At 45.7% G+C, this 17,126-nt stretch carries 17 protein-coding genes; 3 read left to right on the forward strand and 14 right to left on the reverse strand.

Annotated elements, in window-relative coordinates; genetic code table 11:
* Positions 1-11 precede the first annotated feature (11 nt).
* Complete coding sequence (locus QNI08_RS01820) at positions 12-521, reverse strand: DUF84 family protein (protein ID WP_285765876.1); 510 nt, start codon at positions 519-521, stop codon at positions 12-14.
* Between the two features lie 85 nt (positions 522-606).
* Positions 607-1,680 (reverse strand): M42 family metallopeptidase, encoded by a 1,074-nt coding sequence (locus tag QNI08_RS01825; protein ID WP_285765715.1) that lies wholly within the window; start codon positions 1,678-1,680, stop codon positions 607-609.
* 175 nt (positions 1,681-1,855) lie between these two features.
* Between QNI08_RS01825 and QNI08_RS01830 the strand changes: the two genes are divergently transcribed.
* The gene (locus QNI08_RS01830) at positions 1,856-2,173 is read left to right on the forward strand and encodes a hypothetical protein (protein WP_285765716.1); all 318 of its coding nucleotides are present in this window, start codon (positions 1,856-1,858) and stop codon (positions 2,171-2,173) included.
* 50 nt (positions 2,174-2,223) lie between these two features.
* Here the strand turns inward: QNI08_RS01830 and QNI08_RS01835 are convergent, their stop codons facing one another.
* Complete coding sequence (locus tag QNI08_RS01835) at positions 2,224-3,069, reverse strand: YtnP family quorum-quenching lactonase (RefSeq protein ID WP_285765717.1); 846 nt, start codon at positions 3,067-3,069, stop codon at positions 2,224-2,226.
* Between the two features lie 177 nt (positions 3,070-3,246).
* Positions 3,247-3,885: a tRNA (guanosine(46)-N7)-methyltransferase TrmB gene (gene trmB, locus QNI08_RS01840; RefSeq protein WP_285765718.1), complete on the reverse strand. Its 639-nt coding sequence runs from the start codon at positions 3,883-3,885 to the stop codon at positions 3,247-3,249.
* 253 nt (positions 3,886-4,138) lie between these two features.
* On the opposite strand from trmB, the gene QNI08_RS01845 reads away from it, so the two are divergent.
* Entirely contained in the window at positions 4,139-4,414 is a 276-nt protein-coding gene (locus tag QNI08_RS01845; protein ID WP_285765719.1) for a YtzH-like family protein, read from the forward strand.
* Here QNI08_RS01845 and QNI08_RS01850 read toward each other — a convergent pair whose 3' ends face one another.
* From QNI08_RS01850 to pepV, 7 genes are all read right to left on the reverse strand, one after another.
* Positions 4,415-5,197 carry a phosphotransferase family protein gene (locus QNI08_RS01850; RefSeq protein ID WP_285765720.1) on the reverse strand — a complete coding sequence of 261 codons (783 nt, stop codon included), beginning with the start codon at positions 5,195-5,197 and terminating at the stop codon, positions 4,415-4,417.
* A gap of 316 nt (positions 5,198-5,513) precedes the next feature.
* Entirely contained in the window at positions 5,514-6,479 is a 966-nt protein-coding gene (locus tag QNI08_RS01855; RefSeq protein WP_285765721.1) for a diacylglycerol/lipid kinase family protein, read from the reverse strand.
* Positions 6,433-7,446 carry an NERD domain-containing protein gene (locus QNI08_RS01860; RefSeq protein WP_285765722.1) on the reverse strand — a complete coding sequence of 338 codons (1,014 nt, stop codon included), beginning with the start codon at positions 7,444-7,446 and terminating at the stop codon, positions 6,433-6,435. The genes QNI08_RS01855 and QNI08_RS01860 overlap by 47 nt, the downstream gene beginning before the upstream one ends.
* 24 nt (positions 7,447-7,470) lie before the next feature.
* Entirely contained in the window at positions 7,471-8,025 is a 555-nt protein-coding gene (gene thpR, locus QNI08_RS01865; protein WP_285765877.1) for an RNA 2',3'-cyclic phosphodiesterase, read from the reverse strand.
* 259 nt (positions 8,026-8,284) lie between these two features.
* On the reverse strand, positions 8,285-9,523 hold the full coding sequence (locus QNI08_RS01870; RefSeq protein ID WP_352231185.1) for an Nramp family divalent metal transporter: 1,239 nt from the start codon (positions 9,521-9,523) through the stop codon (positions 8,285-8,287).
* Between the two features lie 212 nt (positions 9,524-9,735).
* Positions 9,736-10,590 (reverse strand): D-amino-acid transaminase, encoded by an 855-nt coding sequence (gene dat / locus QNI08_RS01875; RefSeq protein WP_285765723.1) that lies wholly within the window; start codon positions 10,588-10,590, stop codon positions 9,736-9,738.
* Between the two features lie 21 nt (positions 10,591-10,611).
* Complete coding sequence (gene pepV / locus QNI08_RS01880; protein ID WP_285765724.1) at positions 10,612-12,024, reverse strand: dipeptidase PepV; 1,413 nt, start codon at positions 12,022-12,024, stop codon at positions 10,612-10,614.
* Positions 12,025-12,572: 548 nt separating this feature from the next.
* Between pepV and QNI08_RS01885 the strand changes: the two genes are divergently transcribed.
* Positions 12,573-13,307, forward strand: coding sequence for an SDR family NAD(P)-dependent oxidoreductase (locus tag QNI08_RS01885; protein WP_285765725.1), 735 nt, complete (start codon positions 12,573-12,575; stop codon positions 13,305-13,307).
* 71 nt (positions 13,308-13,378) lie between these two features.
* Here the strand turns inward: QNI08_RS01885 and QNI08_RS01890 are convergent, their stop codons facing one another.
* From QNI08_RS01890 to QNI08_RS01900, 3 genes are all read right to left on the reverse strand, one after another.
* On the reverse strand, positions 13,379-13,864 hold the full coding sequence (locus QNI08_RS01890) for a DedA family protein (protein WP_285765726.1): 486 nt from the start codon (positions 13,862-13,864) through the stop codon (positions 13,379-13,381).
* Positions 13,865-14,080: 216 nt separating this feature from the next.
* Positions 14,081-14,632, reverse strand: coding sequence for a signal peptidase I (lepB, locus tag QNI08_RS01895; protein WP_285765727.1), 552 nt, complete (start codon positions 14,630-14,632; stop codon positions 14,081-14,083).
* Positions 14,633-15,126: 494 nt separating this feature from the next.
* Positions 15,127-17,010 carry an immunoglobulin-like domain-containing protein gene (locus QNI08_RS01900; RefSeq protein ID WP_285765728.1) on the reverse strand — a complete coding sequence of 628 codons (1,884 nt, stop codon included), beginning with the start codon at positions 17,008-17,010 and terminating at the stop codon, positions 15,127-15,129.
* Positions 17,011-17,126 lie beyond the last annotated feature (116 nt).

The raw sequence follows: 17,126 nt of genomic DNA on the forward strand, positions 1-17,126 counted from the left end.
ATATGCTTCGCTCATGCTTTTTTCTGCTTATATTCACATTGACCGGCTAACATCCGCATGATATGGAGGAACATATCGCTCCTTGTGATCCATTCATTGGTAAATACACCGATTGCCCCCTCCTTCTTGCTGACATTCGCTTGCATTGTGAAGGCATCCATCACCGGCCCCAATTCTTCGCCGTGCAGCAGCTGTTCGGCAACCATTTCCGGCAACGGCACCCTTGCCCCTCCTGCCACGAAAACGGAGCCGTCTCTTGTGGCCATCGCACCCCAATTACAAAGGAACATTCCTTGTTTCATGTTCACGACGCCTCCTTCAAGCCCGATTCCGATATCGGCATCACTGTGAACCAAGCAATTCCGGGCCCGCGTCACTGCCCCTTCCATCGTTTCTTCATCTGAAAACGGCTGATCCGAAACCCCGCTTGCCACTTGAAGTGAAATGATTTCTGCCTCTTCATACACGTCTAGAACCGCTTGTATTTTCGCTGGATTTTTACTGCCTACCGCTATTTTCATGATCGCCATTTTCCCTTCCATGTAAAAGAAGCTGTTGGATAAAGGTCTTGATGACAGCCACCCTTTTCCATTACAGCTTCCTCTATCAACCGTTATTTTTCAATGTTTCGAAAGTCGTTTTATCACAGGACCTAACCAATTTCCCAATCAATTCACGTGCAGCCGCATAATCATCGATATGGATCATCGATGCATGTGTGTGAATATAGCGGGAACAAATGCCAATCACCCCGCTTGGGATACCCTCATTGGCAATATGGACCTTGCCTGCATCCGTGCCGCCTTGGGACACGAAATATTGATAAGGGATATCATTCGACTCGGCCGTATCGAGGATGAATTCCCTCATTCCGCGATGGGTAACCATCGTACGGTCCAGTATGCGAAGCAAAGCCCCTTTCCCCAGCTGGCCAAATTCGCTTTTGCTCCCTGACATATCATTTGCCGGGCTTGCATCCAACGCGAAAAACAAATCGGGCTTGATCATGGAGGCAGCTGTTTGAGCACCCCGTAATCCAACCTCCTCCTGTACCGTAGCCCCCGAATATAAAACATTCGGCAATGCTTCACCCTGTAAATCCTTCAGCAGCTCGATGGCAAGACCGCAGCCATAGCGATTGTCCCATGCTTTGGCAAGGATTTTTTTCTCATTGGCCATTGGTGTGAATGGACAAATCGGTACGATCTGCTGCCCTGGCTTAATGCCGATCCTCTTCACATCTTCCTTATCATCCGCGCCGATATCAATCAGCATGTTCTTGATATCCATCGGTTTGGAGCGTTGTGATTCATCCAATAAATGAGGCGGGATCGAACCGATCACCCCAATGACCGGGCCCTTATCGGTAATGATTTCCACCCGCTGGGCCAATAGAACCTGACTCCACCAGCCTCCAAGCGGCTGAAACCGGATCATCCCATTTTCCGTTACCGAAGTGACCATGAAGCCCACTTCATCCATATGCCCCGCAACAAGTACAGTCGGACCTTCTTCATTCCCTCTTTTCACACCAAAGATACCGCCAAGGCGATCTTGGACGACCTCATCAGAATACTTTTCCAATTCCGTCTTCATGAAACTCCGAACTGCATGTTCATTTCCTGAAGCACCTGGTAATTCCGTCAATGTTTTAAAAAGTTCCAAAGTCTCATGATTCATATCTCTACCCCTAACGTATGTATGATTTATTACTATTTTACCGAACTTAGATTCAGGTTTCACATCAAAGTTATAATTTATCAGTTAATGGGTAAAATTTCAAATTATTAGTCAAATAAAGCCTTCTTCTGTATACTAGATAACATGATTGAAATATAGCAATGGAGGAGAAAAAATGAATTGGAAAACGTTTTTATTAGGTACGGCGGCCGGATTTGCGGCTGGCTATGCAACAAGGCAACTATTGGAACAATCAAGCAGAACTTCTCCGGATAAAGTGCTGGCCCACGTGAAGGAAACCGTCAAGAAGGATGGAAATATATATGGTTCCTGGATTCTGATGAAACCTGAAGCCTACACGAAGAATGATTTGGACTATTTGGTATATAAGGGCGGAATCACCAGGAATACCGAGGGGCTGCGGGAGCAATTCGAATTTGTTGCAGATGCCGCGACAGGAACGATTCTCGAACTTAATGCACAAAATGATTAACGGCAAAAGGGGGGGCTGTCAAAATGACGTCCTCCCTTTGCTGTCCAAGCTTAACGGTTCCGTTTCAATTCGGCCATCATTTCCTTACCGGTTTTATCCCATTTGATCGCACGATAGTGGGCATCATGGTAAAAGCTGTACCAAGCTCCATTTTCAAGCCCGTCTTTCATCCACTTTTCCTTCGCCTTGATGGATGCCATCGGATAATCGTCATAGGCAAGAACCCATAAGACATTGGCATGTGCATGTGTCGGCATGATATCGGCCATATGGATCAGCCTGTCAGCACCGTCTTTGATGATGATGATTGCGTGCCCATCACTATGTCCGCCAGTATGGATCATCGTAATGCCGTCCGTTATTTCCCTTTCTCCTTCAAAAGGGCGTACAAGAGAGGTGATTGCTTCCCAATTGTCGGCCCAATATGTACTTTTTGAACGAATATTCGGGTTTTGCATTTCATTCCATTCCGTTTGGGTCGTAATGATTTCTGCACGCTCGAAAACAGGCACCAACAAGTCGCCTTCACGTTTCGTCAAACCGCAGGCATGGTCAAAATGTAAGTGAGTCATCAAAATGTAATCGATATCATTTGTACCAAGGCCAAGTCTTTCAAGATCCGCTTCGAGAGACGACTCTTCCGTCACTCCAAAATTCCGCTTGAGCTTGTCATTCAGCTTCCCATTGCCAATCCCGGAATCGATGAGCAGATTCAGCCCTTTGGTTTGCACCAATATCGGATCAGTACGCAATTCGATTTGGTTATTGTCGTTAACCGGATACTTCTTCGACCAGAGCGGCTTTGGCACGACCCCGAACATCGCGCCGCCATCCAAATGAGTCACGCCGCCATTCAACCAGGTTAGTTTTATTTCCCCTATTTGCAAAGTTTCCATTTTCCCCCTCCTCTTTCCTTAGTTTAACACCAGCTTCATCATCTGCAAATGGGTAACCATCATCGGAGGAGTCGGGATTGGAAAAACTTCCTCCTCATTCCTGCATCCGGAAAGGCCCTTTGCTTGACCATAACAAAAAACCAGGTGCCGTCCACCTGGTTTTTTTGGTTGGTGATGTTATTGGAACATAGCTTCCAAGCGGTAAATCCGATTTCCTTTACTTGAGAACTTCTCTTCGTATTCCGTCATGATATTCCCCTCAAAGCTGCTATTATGCAAATCCAGGCTTACATATTTCAGCAGCATGCCATATTCGGAAATGCTCTTCAGGGAGGATTCGAATAATCCTTGGTTATCAGTCTTGAAATGGATCTCGCCTTTGTCCGGCAGGATGCCTTCATAAACTTCAAGGAATGTTTTATACGTTAATCGGCGTTTGGCGTGACGGGATTTCGGCCATGGATCGGAGAAATTCAAGTAAACGCGATCGACGTCACCTTTTGCAAAATATTCCCCTAAATTTACTGCATCAACATTCAACAGCTTTAAATTCGGCACGTCCGCTTCAATCAGCAGGTCCAGTGCAGCGACAATGACGCTTCCATATACTTCAATTCCGATGAAATTCACTTCTGGATGGGCCTTTGCCATTTCTGTAATGAAACGGCCTTTCCCCGTGCCCACTTCAATATATAACGGATTATCATTTCCGAAAACTTCATGCCATTTACCTTTATGGCTCTTTGGCTGCTGAATTACATATTGCGGAAAATCATTCAAACGGTCTTCAGCCCAAGGTTTATTTCTTAAACGCATGATGACACCCCTATTTAAAATATAATCGTTCAAACCATAACACGAGTGGACGGATTCCTGCAAGCTGATTTTTTCAGGAATGCCGTGCATCCGCTCATTGGTGCAAATAAAAAACTGCCGGCCTCCAGGCGACAGTGTCTGTCATTTTCATGTATAAATCCTTCTTCACAACACACCATAAATGAGTGAAGGGCAGGCGAAAAAATCCGCCCGGAAAACCCTTAGGTCCATATTCAGAAAGGAGAGGTTTTATATGCCACTTTCCCATGAACACCAAATGTCACTTTTAAAGGATATATTGACCAACCATCAATCAGATTGCTGCGGGTCCGTTTCAGAATGCGAGCAGGTGGAAAGGCTCGTCAAATCCTTAATGGTCAACATGGATATCGATAGCAACGTGAAAACGATACTGACGGAGATTTACGACTATAGCCAGGGGGGCATCGGTGCCGCCGATTTAGATGCACATATTACTACCCACCAAAACAACCTGTCCCAGTGGGTGGATGATATCGATCAATTCTGATCAGCCTACCATCAATAGGGCTTCTAATTTTTGCAGTAAATCGTTTCTCTCCTCGTACCGATTTCTGCGATGATGCCATTGGATGGAAAGCACAAGTTGTGAAACCGTGTGCCATTTCATCCTCATCTCCAGGCCTGCATCAAGCTTTTTGCCATAACGGGCAAGCCATTGATTCCATTCCTCCCTTGGGATGTAGGAATACAGGAGTATGCCAAGGTCAATGGCCGGATCTCCAATGACGGCCCCGTCCCAATCAATGAGGAACAAACCGTCCGTTTCGGTCATGAGCCAATTATTATGGTTCACATCACAATGACAGACGACTTCTTCGTCGCATTCAATCAACAGGAGATTATCCTGCAGGAAATGAATGGCTTGCTTGATGATCGGTATATCCGTAACATCCGAAGATAATCCGATTTCTATGTCTGTAAGTATACTTTCAGGTCGTAAAGGGGATTTCCCAAGCCTTTTGAGCATGCTTAACAAAGGATCGGATTGATGAATTTTTTGAAGCAGCTTTGCGACTCTTATATTGTCCATTTCCTGCTGAGATAGCTCCCTGCCTTCCATCCAATGCTGGGCCGTAATGACATCCCCATTTTCCAGGCGTTTTGTCCACATTAACTTCGGAACAATGCCCTCAGCTGAAAGAACAGCTAAAAATGGCGATGAATTACGTTTAAGGAAGAGCTTCTGCCCATCTTTCTCGGCTATAAAGGCTTCTCCTGTAGCTCCTCCAGCAGGGGAAATATCCCACTCCTGACCTAATAAATGTTCCAACTGGTTCACCTTCGATTTCCTCGCTTAATCATACTAATATGGATACGTCACCTAGTGTATGTATTACCACTACTTTTTTGTCCATGTTTAATAAAAAACCCGCCTGCCGGCGAAGCTGCATATATACGTGCATCGGGATGACACCCGCAATTAAAAACATCCTCATTCCAGAGAAATAAAAAAATAGCTATTGAGCAATTTAACAATAGCCATAAATTAAATTTTAGTTGAAAAAAGGTTTCTTCGTCAAGTACTATAAAACGATTATACGCATAAAACAAAAACAAATAAATCATTTCATATTTTTGTATGATAATTAATCCTTGATCATGACACGGATTTTATCTGGCAAAACCACCGCAGCCACTTCATCCATTCCAACAATTTCCCCATCCGACTGGATTTTTGCCGTCCCGTGATTTTTCATCTTTATCATTTTTCCAGAAAAAGAATCAACGTTTTTGATGTTAAGGTGGCCTCCCCATAATACGGTGATGAAAACGGCCAATAATTTCAGCCAGGCAATATCATGAACCGCGATCACATTCAACCTGCCGTCATGAAGCTTTGCTAGAGGCGAAATTTTCATTCCCCCGCCGAAGTATGGCTGGTTCGCAATGACGATGAACCACACCTTTTCCAGCTTTCGGCTTTTTCCATCAATGATCAATTCCATACTACCAGGTTTATGAGTGAATAGTCGGTTGAGAAAAAGGATGAGATAAATCAATTTACCCGCCTTGACGAAATTAAACCATTTTTTCAGGGGAGAACGGTCGGCATCAGCGGAAATTTCAGCATCAATGCCCATGCCAAGGCTGTTCATGAAGTAACCGACCTTCCCATCCGTCTCGTACTGACCAACATCGATAGCGTTGTGTTGGTTATCCTGAAACAACCGCAGGGCTTGCCCGACACCCGTCGTTTTTTGGATGCCCCTTACATAATCATTGCCGGAGCCCGCTGCAAGCGACCCAAGGATGGCATGGGGAAATGGAAGGGCGCCATTCACCACCTCATTCATCGTGCCATCTCCGCCTACCGCAATGATCCTTGTATCACGATCCGTCCTTGATAAAATTTCCTCCGTCAACCGGAATGCATGCCCTTTTTCTTCTGTAAAAAACACCTCATGGGGAACGGAACTGGATTTCAGCAGCCGCTCCGCTTTCTCCCATACCTTCATGCTGCCCGCAGTCCCAGCCCTTGGGTTGACGATGAAATAAAGGGTTTCATCAAGGCTCTGCATGCTCATTCGCCTCTGTTCGGTGACTGTCGGCATCCCATTCCGGCCTCCTGCTCGATGTCGTCTGACAATATTCCAGCAATGCCTGAGCTGCTTTCAATTGCTGCGCCTTAATGGGCGATGAAGTGGCCCGCATCCGCTCAAACCATTCCGGGAAACTCCGTTTATCCAATATGGTCATATCAAAAGGAATTTCGGGAAAATCGATATAACCATTCCGCGATAAAATCACCTTTTTAATCGGAATGTTCACCTCATATAATGAAAATAACTGGGAGACGATATTACCCATCCGATTCGCACTCAATAACGGGTTGAGCACCTTTTTGTCAGGTTGCTTATGATGCCTGCGAATCCAGAACCGGTCGCTGGAGCCAATGAACGCTGCATCCTCCTCCGCTTCGAGAAAAGTGATGCACCACGCGTCCATTGGCGTCAATATAATGACATCAACTTCGACAGGCGCGTTTTTCAATAGAAAGATAGGCTTATATAAAACAAGAAACGTATCGGGAAAACGCTGCAGGAAAAAGCGGAGCCTCTCGTCCAAAAAAAACGATCGATCCACAAATGACTTTTCACGAACCGTCGAACTTCCCCATTTCATTTGAAAGCGAAGCAATTGATTTAAATAGTTCTGCTTTAATTCATCCAAATTAGCAGGACGGAAGGGAAACCGTAAGGAAAAAATATTCGGGTCCTGATCCTCTGCCTGGTTCTGCAGCACCAGCTCATCAGCTTCCGTCGCCTGCTTATCCGCCCTGCTGAAGATGCCCCTCACTTTTCTCATCAAGCTTTTGGATTCGTCTAGAGCAGGTTGGCTTTTCATCTCTTCGGGCTCTGCGACCGCGTCGCTATACAGCTGATCTAGTTCACCCGCTTGATAAGCGGCCTTCAATTTATCCCATTGCTGTTTTTTCAATCGTGCATATTGTGTTGGATATCGGTAAATATCCTGTTCATACCGGGAAATATAATCTTGCATCTTTATGAGCTGTGCCATTCGGCCGCCACCCTTCTCTCTCTATTATTGAAGATTCATCGTAAAAACCTTTTCGTATGAAGGTGATTCCCCGATATGTGTTTGATAGAGCGCCACCTGGACTGCCTCAAACTGCTTATCATTCAGATCCGCCACCTGCCGGACACTTTCCAACGAAAAAGAATCTTCCCCCGTGAACTTTCTTGCTAGCGTTATATGGGGCTTAAACGGCTTTTTATCAAGCTGAAAACCAGCGTCTGCACATGAGGTATAAATCTTCTCCTGCAACGAAAAAAGCCGGTGTTGCCGCTTCACACCCGACCATAAAATCCTCGGACTTTCATGCTTGCCAAAAACGTCGATCGCATCCAGGGCAAGCTCAAATGAGGATTCATTCGCAAGCGCACTTTCGACACGCCTCAACGCATCCTTTTTCAATGCCTCGTCAGCACTTCCCAAAAACGCCATCGTAATATGATAATCGGCCGGATGCAGCCATTTCTTAAATGGAAACCTTGAATTCAGCCGTTCCGTCACAGCATGTAAATGTGCCTTGATGTCATCAGGCAAAACTAAGGCAAAGAAAAAATGAGTATTCATGGTCACTGACATTCCTTCCTGTTCTTCCTATAATTTTACCATAATTCCCATAGCATATACTCAACTTGTACTTGCTTTCATGTTATTCCCGCCAGCAGGAAAAAGACTCGGAATTCAGTCAGTACACCGGCATTGGGAGGCAACGAATCCTTCATGGGCTAGGACGGATTTTCATCAGGGATGGGTGGATTAGCGAAGATATCATGGATGAATCAAAGAAAAAAAGGACCATAAGCGGTCCTTTTTCACATTTCTTTTTTTAGGTAAACAGCGTTTCATATAGCAGGAACAGGTTCAGCCCGATAATAAGGATTGCTATTAGCCAAGCAATACCTGAAGTGATTTTGTGGTTGACCAGATTACCCATGATGTTTTTATTGCTTGTAAACATGATCAAGGGCACCAAGGCGAAGGCGATACCGAACGAAAGTACAACCTGGCTCATGACCAAGGCTTTGGATGGGTTCACTCCCCATATGATGATGATGAGGGGCGGCAAGGTCGTGATGACCCTCCGCAAATATATCGGGATATGCCTTTTGATGAATCCCTGCATGACGACATCACCTGTCATTACACCGACGGAAGAGCTCGATAATCCGGCGAATAATAATCCGATTCCAAAGAACATCGCGACGGAAGGCCCAAGCATCGCGCCGAATTGTTGATAGGCTACGTCCAAATCTTCTACTAATATTCCACTCTTATGAAATAATGCTGCTGAAACGATCACCATCGCGGCATTGATTCCGCCTGCAATCAACATGGCGATGACAATGTCAATTTGTTCAAAACGAAAAATCCTTTTTCTTTCCAAGTCGTTTGTACCGACTATCCTCTTTTGGGTTAAAGAAGAATGCAGGTAAATGGCATGCGGCATTACGGTAGCTCCAAGCATCCCCGCCGAAAGTAAAATGCTGTCCACCCCTTCGAATTTTGGGGTGAATAGGCCATAGGCGATGGCAGATGTATCGGGATGCGCATAAAAGACCTGGGCTCCGAAAGCAAGCACCACAACAAAGATCATGACCGTGATCAACGCTTCGAATGTCCGATAGCCCCTGCGCTGGAATTCCAAAATGACAAAGGAACCGATTGCTGCAATGAGGGCCGATGTGATGAGGGGCAGGTCGAAGAGCAAATAAATCCCAAGTGCGGCACCAATGAATTCAGCCAAGTCCGTTGCCATGATAACGGCTTCGGCCTGTATCCATAATAATAGCGATGTTTTTTTCGAAAATCTTTCCCTGCATAGTTCAGGAAGGTTTTTTCCTGTGGCGATCCCCAATTTTGCTGACAATGTTTGAATGAGCACAGCCATCAAATTGGAAGCGAAAATGACCCATAATAGCGTATATCCATATTTGGAACCGGCTGTAATATTGGTTGCATAATTCCCTGGATCGATATAGGCGACGGCGGCTATGAACGCTGGCCCCAGATATGGAAGCAGATTTTTAAATCCACGGGAAGAAGATTGATGCAATGCACCAGACATGTGAATTTCAACTCCTTTTTATATGCAACTCAAAATGTTGCGACGAGTAAACTTTTTAGGTTATTAGCAAGTATATTCCTCGATTCTGAAAATGTCAAAAGGGACAAACTGAAAATTTTTTTAGTGGATTTAAGGAGGAGCATGACGGGGGTGCGAGACGGGCTTGAAAGAAAAAAAAACCCTTTGCCAGGGGGCAAAGGGGCCATTCATGATCAGTCAATCGAACCGCATTGCCTTTCGATTTCCTGGGAGAAAAGCTGTTGCAATTTTTTCGTTACCGGACCGGTTTCACCGGCTGCGATCATTCCGCCATCAATGTTGATGATCGGCGTCACTTCTACGCTTGTGCTTGTATAGAGGACTTCATCCGCTGTCATCATTTCTTCGACCGTGAAGGGTTCCTCCACGTATGGAATGCCATGATCAGCGCATAGCTTAAGCATCACCTGGCGGGTAATCCCATTCAGGATCAAGTTGGTGGCAGGATGCGTTTTCAGCGTGCCGTCCACCACGATTGATACATTGGAGGAGCTCCCCTCCGTGACCAACCCGTCACGATGCTGGATCGCCTCGTCACAGCCAGCTTCCGCCGCTGCCTGCTTAGCCAAGAGATTACCAAGCAAATTCAAGCTTTTGATATTACAGCGCAGCCAGCGGATATCGTCAGTCGTGATGCCCTTAGCCCCAGGCTTCATCTTTCCTGTATAAGGAATTTCCTTCGTATAGGCAACAAAAACCGGTTCGACGTCCGAACTTGGAAAGACATGTGTCCGCGGACTTACCCCGCGTGTAAGCTGCATATAGATGATTCCGTCCTGCAATCCATCTTCGGAAATGAGCTCTTTCACGCGCGTTTCCATTTCCGCTACGGTGAAGGGGACTTTCATCTGAATCAATTTTGCGCTGTCCAGCAAGCGGTTCAGATGCATCTCTCCCGCAAATAATTTCCCATTATAAACCCGGATGACCTCATAGACACCATCACCGAATTGATATCCCCTGTCCTCAATATCAACCGAAACATCGGACCTGTTTTTTATTTCGCCGTTTAAAATGATTTTTCCCATGTTTTCTCCCTCTTTGACCGCTTATTTTGCCAATTCATGAATGGCACGTGCATAAATGGACGTAGCCTTAAGCATATCTTCAATGTCAATATATTCATCTTTCTGATGCGCAATGTCCTCGCTGCCAGGGAATAGCGGTCCGAATGCAACGCCTTCCTTCAGGGAGCGGGCATATGTTCCGCCTCCTATCGAAAGCAGTTCCGCTTTATCACCGGTCTCCGCTTCGTAAACCTCCTGCAGCGTCTTGATCAAAAAACTGTCGCTGTTCACATAATGCGGCGTTGAATGCGAATTGGTCTTCACGTTCAAATTATATGCAGCAAGCCTTTCCTCCAATGCCGCCTTTTGCTGTTCCCATTCGAATGTCACCGGATAGCGCATGCTGAAGCCAATCGAGCTATCGCCTTGCTTGGAATAATTGAAAACGCCGGCATTCATCGTTAATTCACCGGTTTCCTCATCCGTATAGGCCAGCCCCAGATTATTTCCGCGGGAATCTTCAAACAACCGATCCTTGATGAAGGTGAAGTAGGATTTCGCATGAGGATCAAGTGAAAGGTCCGCTAAAAAGACGGCTAAATGAAGCCCTGCATTGATTCCATTGTTCGGTTCCATTGCGTGTGCAGATACGCCGTTCAATTCAAGAAGCACTTGATTTTTTTGCGGAACGGCTTGGCCCTTCAACGAGTACTTTTGCATAAAAGCCTGATAGCTTGCGACCACCTCGGCAGGATTGGCTGCCTCGACTACCGCCGTTGCAAAATCCGGCACCATATTCGTCCGGCGTCCTGAAGAGAATTCGCTGACATTCACTTCAGAGCTCGTTCCATGTCCCGCATCAATAGGCTGAATGATGGAGAAGTCCCAGATTCCTTTTTCCGCACTGATGATAGGGAAGTCCGCATCGGGTGCAAAGCCCATCGATGGCATTTCCTCCACTTCAAAGTAGCGGTCCACACAGCGCCAGTTTGATTCCTCATCTGTCCCGATGATCATCCGCACTCGTTTGTTCAAAGGCTGCCCAAGCTCCCTCACCAGCTTCATTGCATGGTAAGCAGCCATCGTCGGCCCCTTATCATCGATTGCACCGCGAGCATAGATGCGGCCATTGCGCAGCTCTGCTCCAAATGGATCGGAGCTCCAGCCGTCACCCTCCGGCACAACGTCAACATGACACAAGATACCGATCAACTCATCGCCTTCGCCCATTTCAATATGTCCGGCGACATTATCGACATTCTTGACGGTAAAACCGTCCTTCTCGCCCAATTGAAGCATAAAATCAAGCGCTTCCTTCACACCTTGTCCAAATGGTGCATCCTCTGTCTTATTTTCTTCATCCAGAACACTTTTTATTTTCAGCAAATTTTGCGTGTCCAGCAATAGGTCCATTTTCCGTTTTTCGACTTCTTCCCGCCAATTCAATTCAGTCACATTCGACAACTCCTCTTTAATATATATTTTTCATTTTATCACTTTTCCTGCCTCATTAGCCAAGTGTTGCACCCTTTTCTTCATATTCCCGTTCCATCACTCCCATCAAACTACCTGCAGCAGGGTAAATCATATAAATGAAAGAGGACGGGCGGTCCAGCAAGCAGGACAAGGAAAGGGCCCACAAATGGAATGTCATTATATTTTTTTGTATCACGAGTACAAAATGATTGCAGAATTCCACTTGAACCACTAGTATTGAAGATGAGACGTGGCTCAATCGAATGTACCAGGAAGATGGATTCATATAATAGAGGGATGAAATTTGTGCACACGCATGGACAACTATCACCTAATAGACCGGTCATGCTAATCAGGGTAACAGAGTTGCTGTACGAAAGTATGGTTTGCGCTTTCTTTTATAGGGAGCGGAAATGGATATGTCCACTTGCCAAGTGCATGTATACGATTGCCCGCCGATTTTCCAGCTTTCGAACTAGCTTTGAACATATATTCGGCATACAAAAAAACGACTGGGAGTGATCACGATGGGAAGATTAACGAATAAAGTAGCCATTATTACTGGCGGAGCATCTGGTATGGGGAAAGAAATGGTCGATTTATTCACTAAGGAAGGAGCACAGGTCATCGCTGCAGATATTAATGAAAAGGCTGTGGCAGCAGTGAATGAATGGGAGAATGTCCATGGGACTGTGCTTGATGTTTCTTCGGATGAGAGCTGGAAAAAAATGATGGAAACCGTAATTGCAGATTTCGGGAAGGTCGACATTCTGATTAACAACGCCGGTATCTCCTCTGAAAAAGGAATTGACGATACGACTTTGGCTGATTGGCAGCTAATGATGGGCATCAATGGGTTTGGGCCATTTCTTGGAATGAAGCATGTCGTTCCTTATATGGTTAAAGAAGGGAAGGGTTCCGTCGTGAACATTTCTTCCTTCACGGCTCAAATCGGAATGGGCTTAAACTCATACTCGGCTTCCAAAGGTGCGGTCCGTGCCATTTCCAAGGCTGCCGCGGCCCAATATGGCCGCATGGGGGTCCGTGTTAATGCCGTATTCCCCGGCATCATCGAAACTCCGATGACACATAAATTGGAGGAATCGAAGGAGCTTGTGAATCAAATGGTCAAAGCAACTCCGCTTCAACGTCTCGGTCAACCTGCCGATATTGCCAATGCCGTGCTTTATCTGGCATCCGATGAAGCCTCATACGTAACTGGGGCGGAGCTTGTTATCGATGGCGGATATTCCGCTCAATGAAGAGATGAAAGGAAAATCCCGTTTCCGAGATCCGGAAACGGGATTTTCCTTTATTTATGATTGTTGGAAAGTCAGGTTAACACACCGATGAAATAGCCAAAAGCCGTAAATACCAAACACCAGCTAAATGCTCCTGCCCCTGCAAATAGGAAGTATTTTCGTTTCCCCATCCCATTCATTCCGGACAGATAACTTGCGAAGTGGCGGACACCCGGGATGAAATAAGCTATGATGATGGTCCATGGACCGTATTTATTGAACCAAGCTTCCAGCTTTTCCAATCTTGGAGGAGTCATTTTAACCCATTTACCATGCTTTCTCAGGAAAGGCTTGCCCACCTTTTTCCCGATGAAATAGCTGACCAGCATCCCGGAAATCGAACCAAGGAAACTTACGAGGAATGCCCCCTGAACATTCAGGACGGAAATGGACGACAAATAACCGACAAAAGTCATCATGAATTCATCCGGTACAGGCAACCCTATGATCCCGAGCGCCAGCAGTCCGTATATCGCAAAATACCCATAGTTTGATATCAGTTCTTTCACCAGTTCCATCTAAAGTACCCCTTTTTACATATAATCCATTAACCCATACGTTCGATGTTACGTGATTGCTTCCATAACAATAGGATAACCTAAATTCCCCCATATGAGTTGATTTTCCTAAAAAAAGAAAAAAAAAGAAGATTACGCACGGTTTTTGTTGAAAGACATGCCTAAAGGAAGGGGTGTGCCAAAATTAAAGCGGACTCGATGACCGAGTCCGCCCTTTTATTTCACCATTTTTATTTCCTTGATTGGCCAGTACACAAGATTGGCTTTGCCGACGATTTCATCGACGGATATCGTACCGATTTCCCGGCTATCCAAACTGTTTTGGCGATTGTCCCCCATCAGGAACAGCTGGTTGTCAGGAACCGTCATCCCGCCTGTAATATCCTCTAGCTTAAAGGATTCAGTCAGCGGCATTCCACCTGCCATTTGTTTCTTATATTGATCCAGATATGGTTCTTCATAAGCTTTCCCATTAATATAAAGCGTATCATCTTTATATTCAATATGATCACCAGGAAGACCGATCACCCTTTTGATGTAATCCTTATCTACCGTTGCATGAAAAACGACGATATCAAATCGATCGATGCTGTCGATGTTCGTTCCAAACTTGGTAAGAACGATTCGCTCATGATCCCGCAGGGTCGGCATCATGGACTCACCGTCTACGACAATCGGCGCAAATATATACGTACGAATTAAAAAAGCTAGAATGACTGCAATCCCGATCGCTTTTATCCATGAAAAAACTTCTTTTCTATTTTCCAATCGAAGTCCCTCTCTCTGTTTTTTATTCATGCCATTATATCATAATCCTTTCACGATCACGTCATACAAATACCCACATTTTTCAGATGATCCAGTTCTTCCATTTTTCATACTGGTTTTCGATTGCTTTCCCCTCGATTTTCCGCCGGTGCATGTTGGGCGAGAAATCGCATAATATTTGCGGAATTTCACATTAATTGGTTCCTATCGTTCGGTTCCTTTCATAGATTCACCATTCCTTTTCGCAACCGGACTGCATCCGAACGCTCTTCCCGAATTTCTTCTGCCAATTATCCACAGCGGAAGGAGACAGGCATCTTTCGCCTTTGACGCGAAGTTGTCCATCCATTTCCGGGTTGCGCCGGCTGAAGCGGCTTTTCAAAAACGGGAGCTATTCTTCAAACTGTCATTTTTCAATTCAGAAAAGCCATGGGTACATGAACTATTTCTCCACGCAAAAAGGATTCCCTATTTATGGAATCCTTTTTTTGGCATCATTTAACGGTTATTTTCCTTTTTGCCACTGCCTTGTTCTGAGATTTATCCGTAACGGTATACGTCAAGGTATAGGTGCCCCTTTTCTTCGTATTCACGGTCCCTGTTGTTTTGATCTTATTCGTTACATTTCCATCCAGGTTATCTTTAGCCGATACGCCCGATTTAGAATTGAACGTCGAGTTATAGGCAATGGTTTTATTGGCGGCTCCCGAGATGACTGGCTTCGTGCTGTCTATCGTGATCTTCCTGGTTGCTGTCTCCGCATTCCCCGAGTTGTCAGTAATTGTATACGTTAATGTATACGTTCCTTTTTTCTTCGTATTCACCGTACCCGTCACCTTGATTTTACCAGTCAAGTTGCCATCGAGATTATCTTTCGCGGTTACGCCTGACTTGGGATCGAATTTCGAGTTATAGACAACCGTTTTATTGGCGGCTCCCGAGATGGTTGGCTTCGTGCTGTCTATCGTGATCTTCCTGGTTACCGTCGCCGCATTCTTCGAAGAATCGGTGACCGTATACGTCAAAGTATAGCTTCCCTTTTTCTTCGTGTTCACCGTGCCGGTCACTTTTAGTTTATTTGTCAAGCTGCCATCTGCATTATCCTTGGCACTCACGTTCGATTTTGGATCAAATGAAGAATTCAAGCGGATCGTTTTATTCCCTGCACCTGAAATGACTGGCTTAACCCGATCATAAACGGTTATCTTCCTTATCGCCTTGGCAGCATTCCCCGCCTTGTCAGCTACCGTATACGTCAAAATATAAGCACCCACCTTCTTTGTGTCCACCTTGCCCTCGACACGGATGGCACTCGTCAGGTCTCCATCTTTATCATCCTTGGCTTTTACGCTGGATTTGACATCGAATGCCGAGTTGAACGGAACCGCTGCGTCCGTTGCCCCTGAAATCACGGGGGCGTTTTTATCCATGACAGGAAGCGCTGGCTTATTGGAGATATAGGCCGAAGAAATATATCCCTTGATTTTCTTGTCTTCCGTTTGTACGGGGAACCAGACAAACTTGTTCGCCGCCGATTCCTCGTAGACTAGATTACCGGTAATGATGAGCCATGTCTCCTTTGGCACGGTTGTAAACCCGGACGAGGTGCTGGCCTTTTCCCTTATCTTCACACCCGAGGTCGTGACCGCCTTGTCTCCTGCCTTGAACCCATAGACGGAGTCATGTGTTTGGTCAACCAGCGTGTATTCCAGCTTCTTGAAGATGATATTGGCCGAACTCCCTCGATCATATTGAAAGTCTGTTTTGCTAAATGGATAGCTTGCCAATTTTGTACCGGACAAATAGCTTTGTTTTTCCAGCTCGGCAAACACCTCCTCTTGATAGGCACCCGTATTCCTTTTCCCGCTTTCCTGGTAAAGGGGGCTGTTCACCGGCTTTGTCCCATTGTAGGCCATGACTGGAAAATACCAGTTTTCAATCACCCAGCGTCCTGCCCCTTTGATTTTCGGCAAATCTTTCCTCGCATACATTCCGCTCAATACCTCGACACCAGCCTCGATGTTATAGACGATATCATGTTCGAGCCTTTGTTGGTCAAACCCGCTTTTATCGGTAAGCTGCATCAGGCCAATGCCGCCATCACTGGATTTGATCGGTTTGCCCGCGTCATTGAATTGCCTCCAATCGCCATTTTCCTGTGTAGCCACCGCTTTCACCACTTCCGGGGGAATTCCTGCCGCAATCGCCGCATTCGTCAGCAAGCAGTTGATCTGTCCGTAAGTAGGATTTTCATTAGGCTGCAGTTCACCTAGTGGGGAACAAGCATCGGTCCATTCAGTCTCTGCGGAAGCTTGTCCACTGAACAAGCTGAATGTTAGACAGGACATAATTCCAAGCTTCATTAAGTGTATCTTCATTGATCGAACTCCAGTCTCTTTAGATTTACCATAATAGTAACATGCTAGACTAGTAATTTCAGGGAAAAAGGGATATTACCGGAAAATGGTCTTGTAATTCCCCGCCTTCAGCTCCT

The organism is Peribacillus folii (genome assembly GCF_030271255.1).
In the GTDB taxonomy this organism is placed as follows: Bacteria; Bacillota; Bacilli; order Bacillales; family DSM-1321; genus Peribacillus.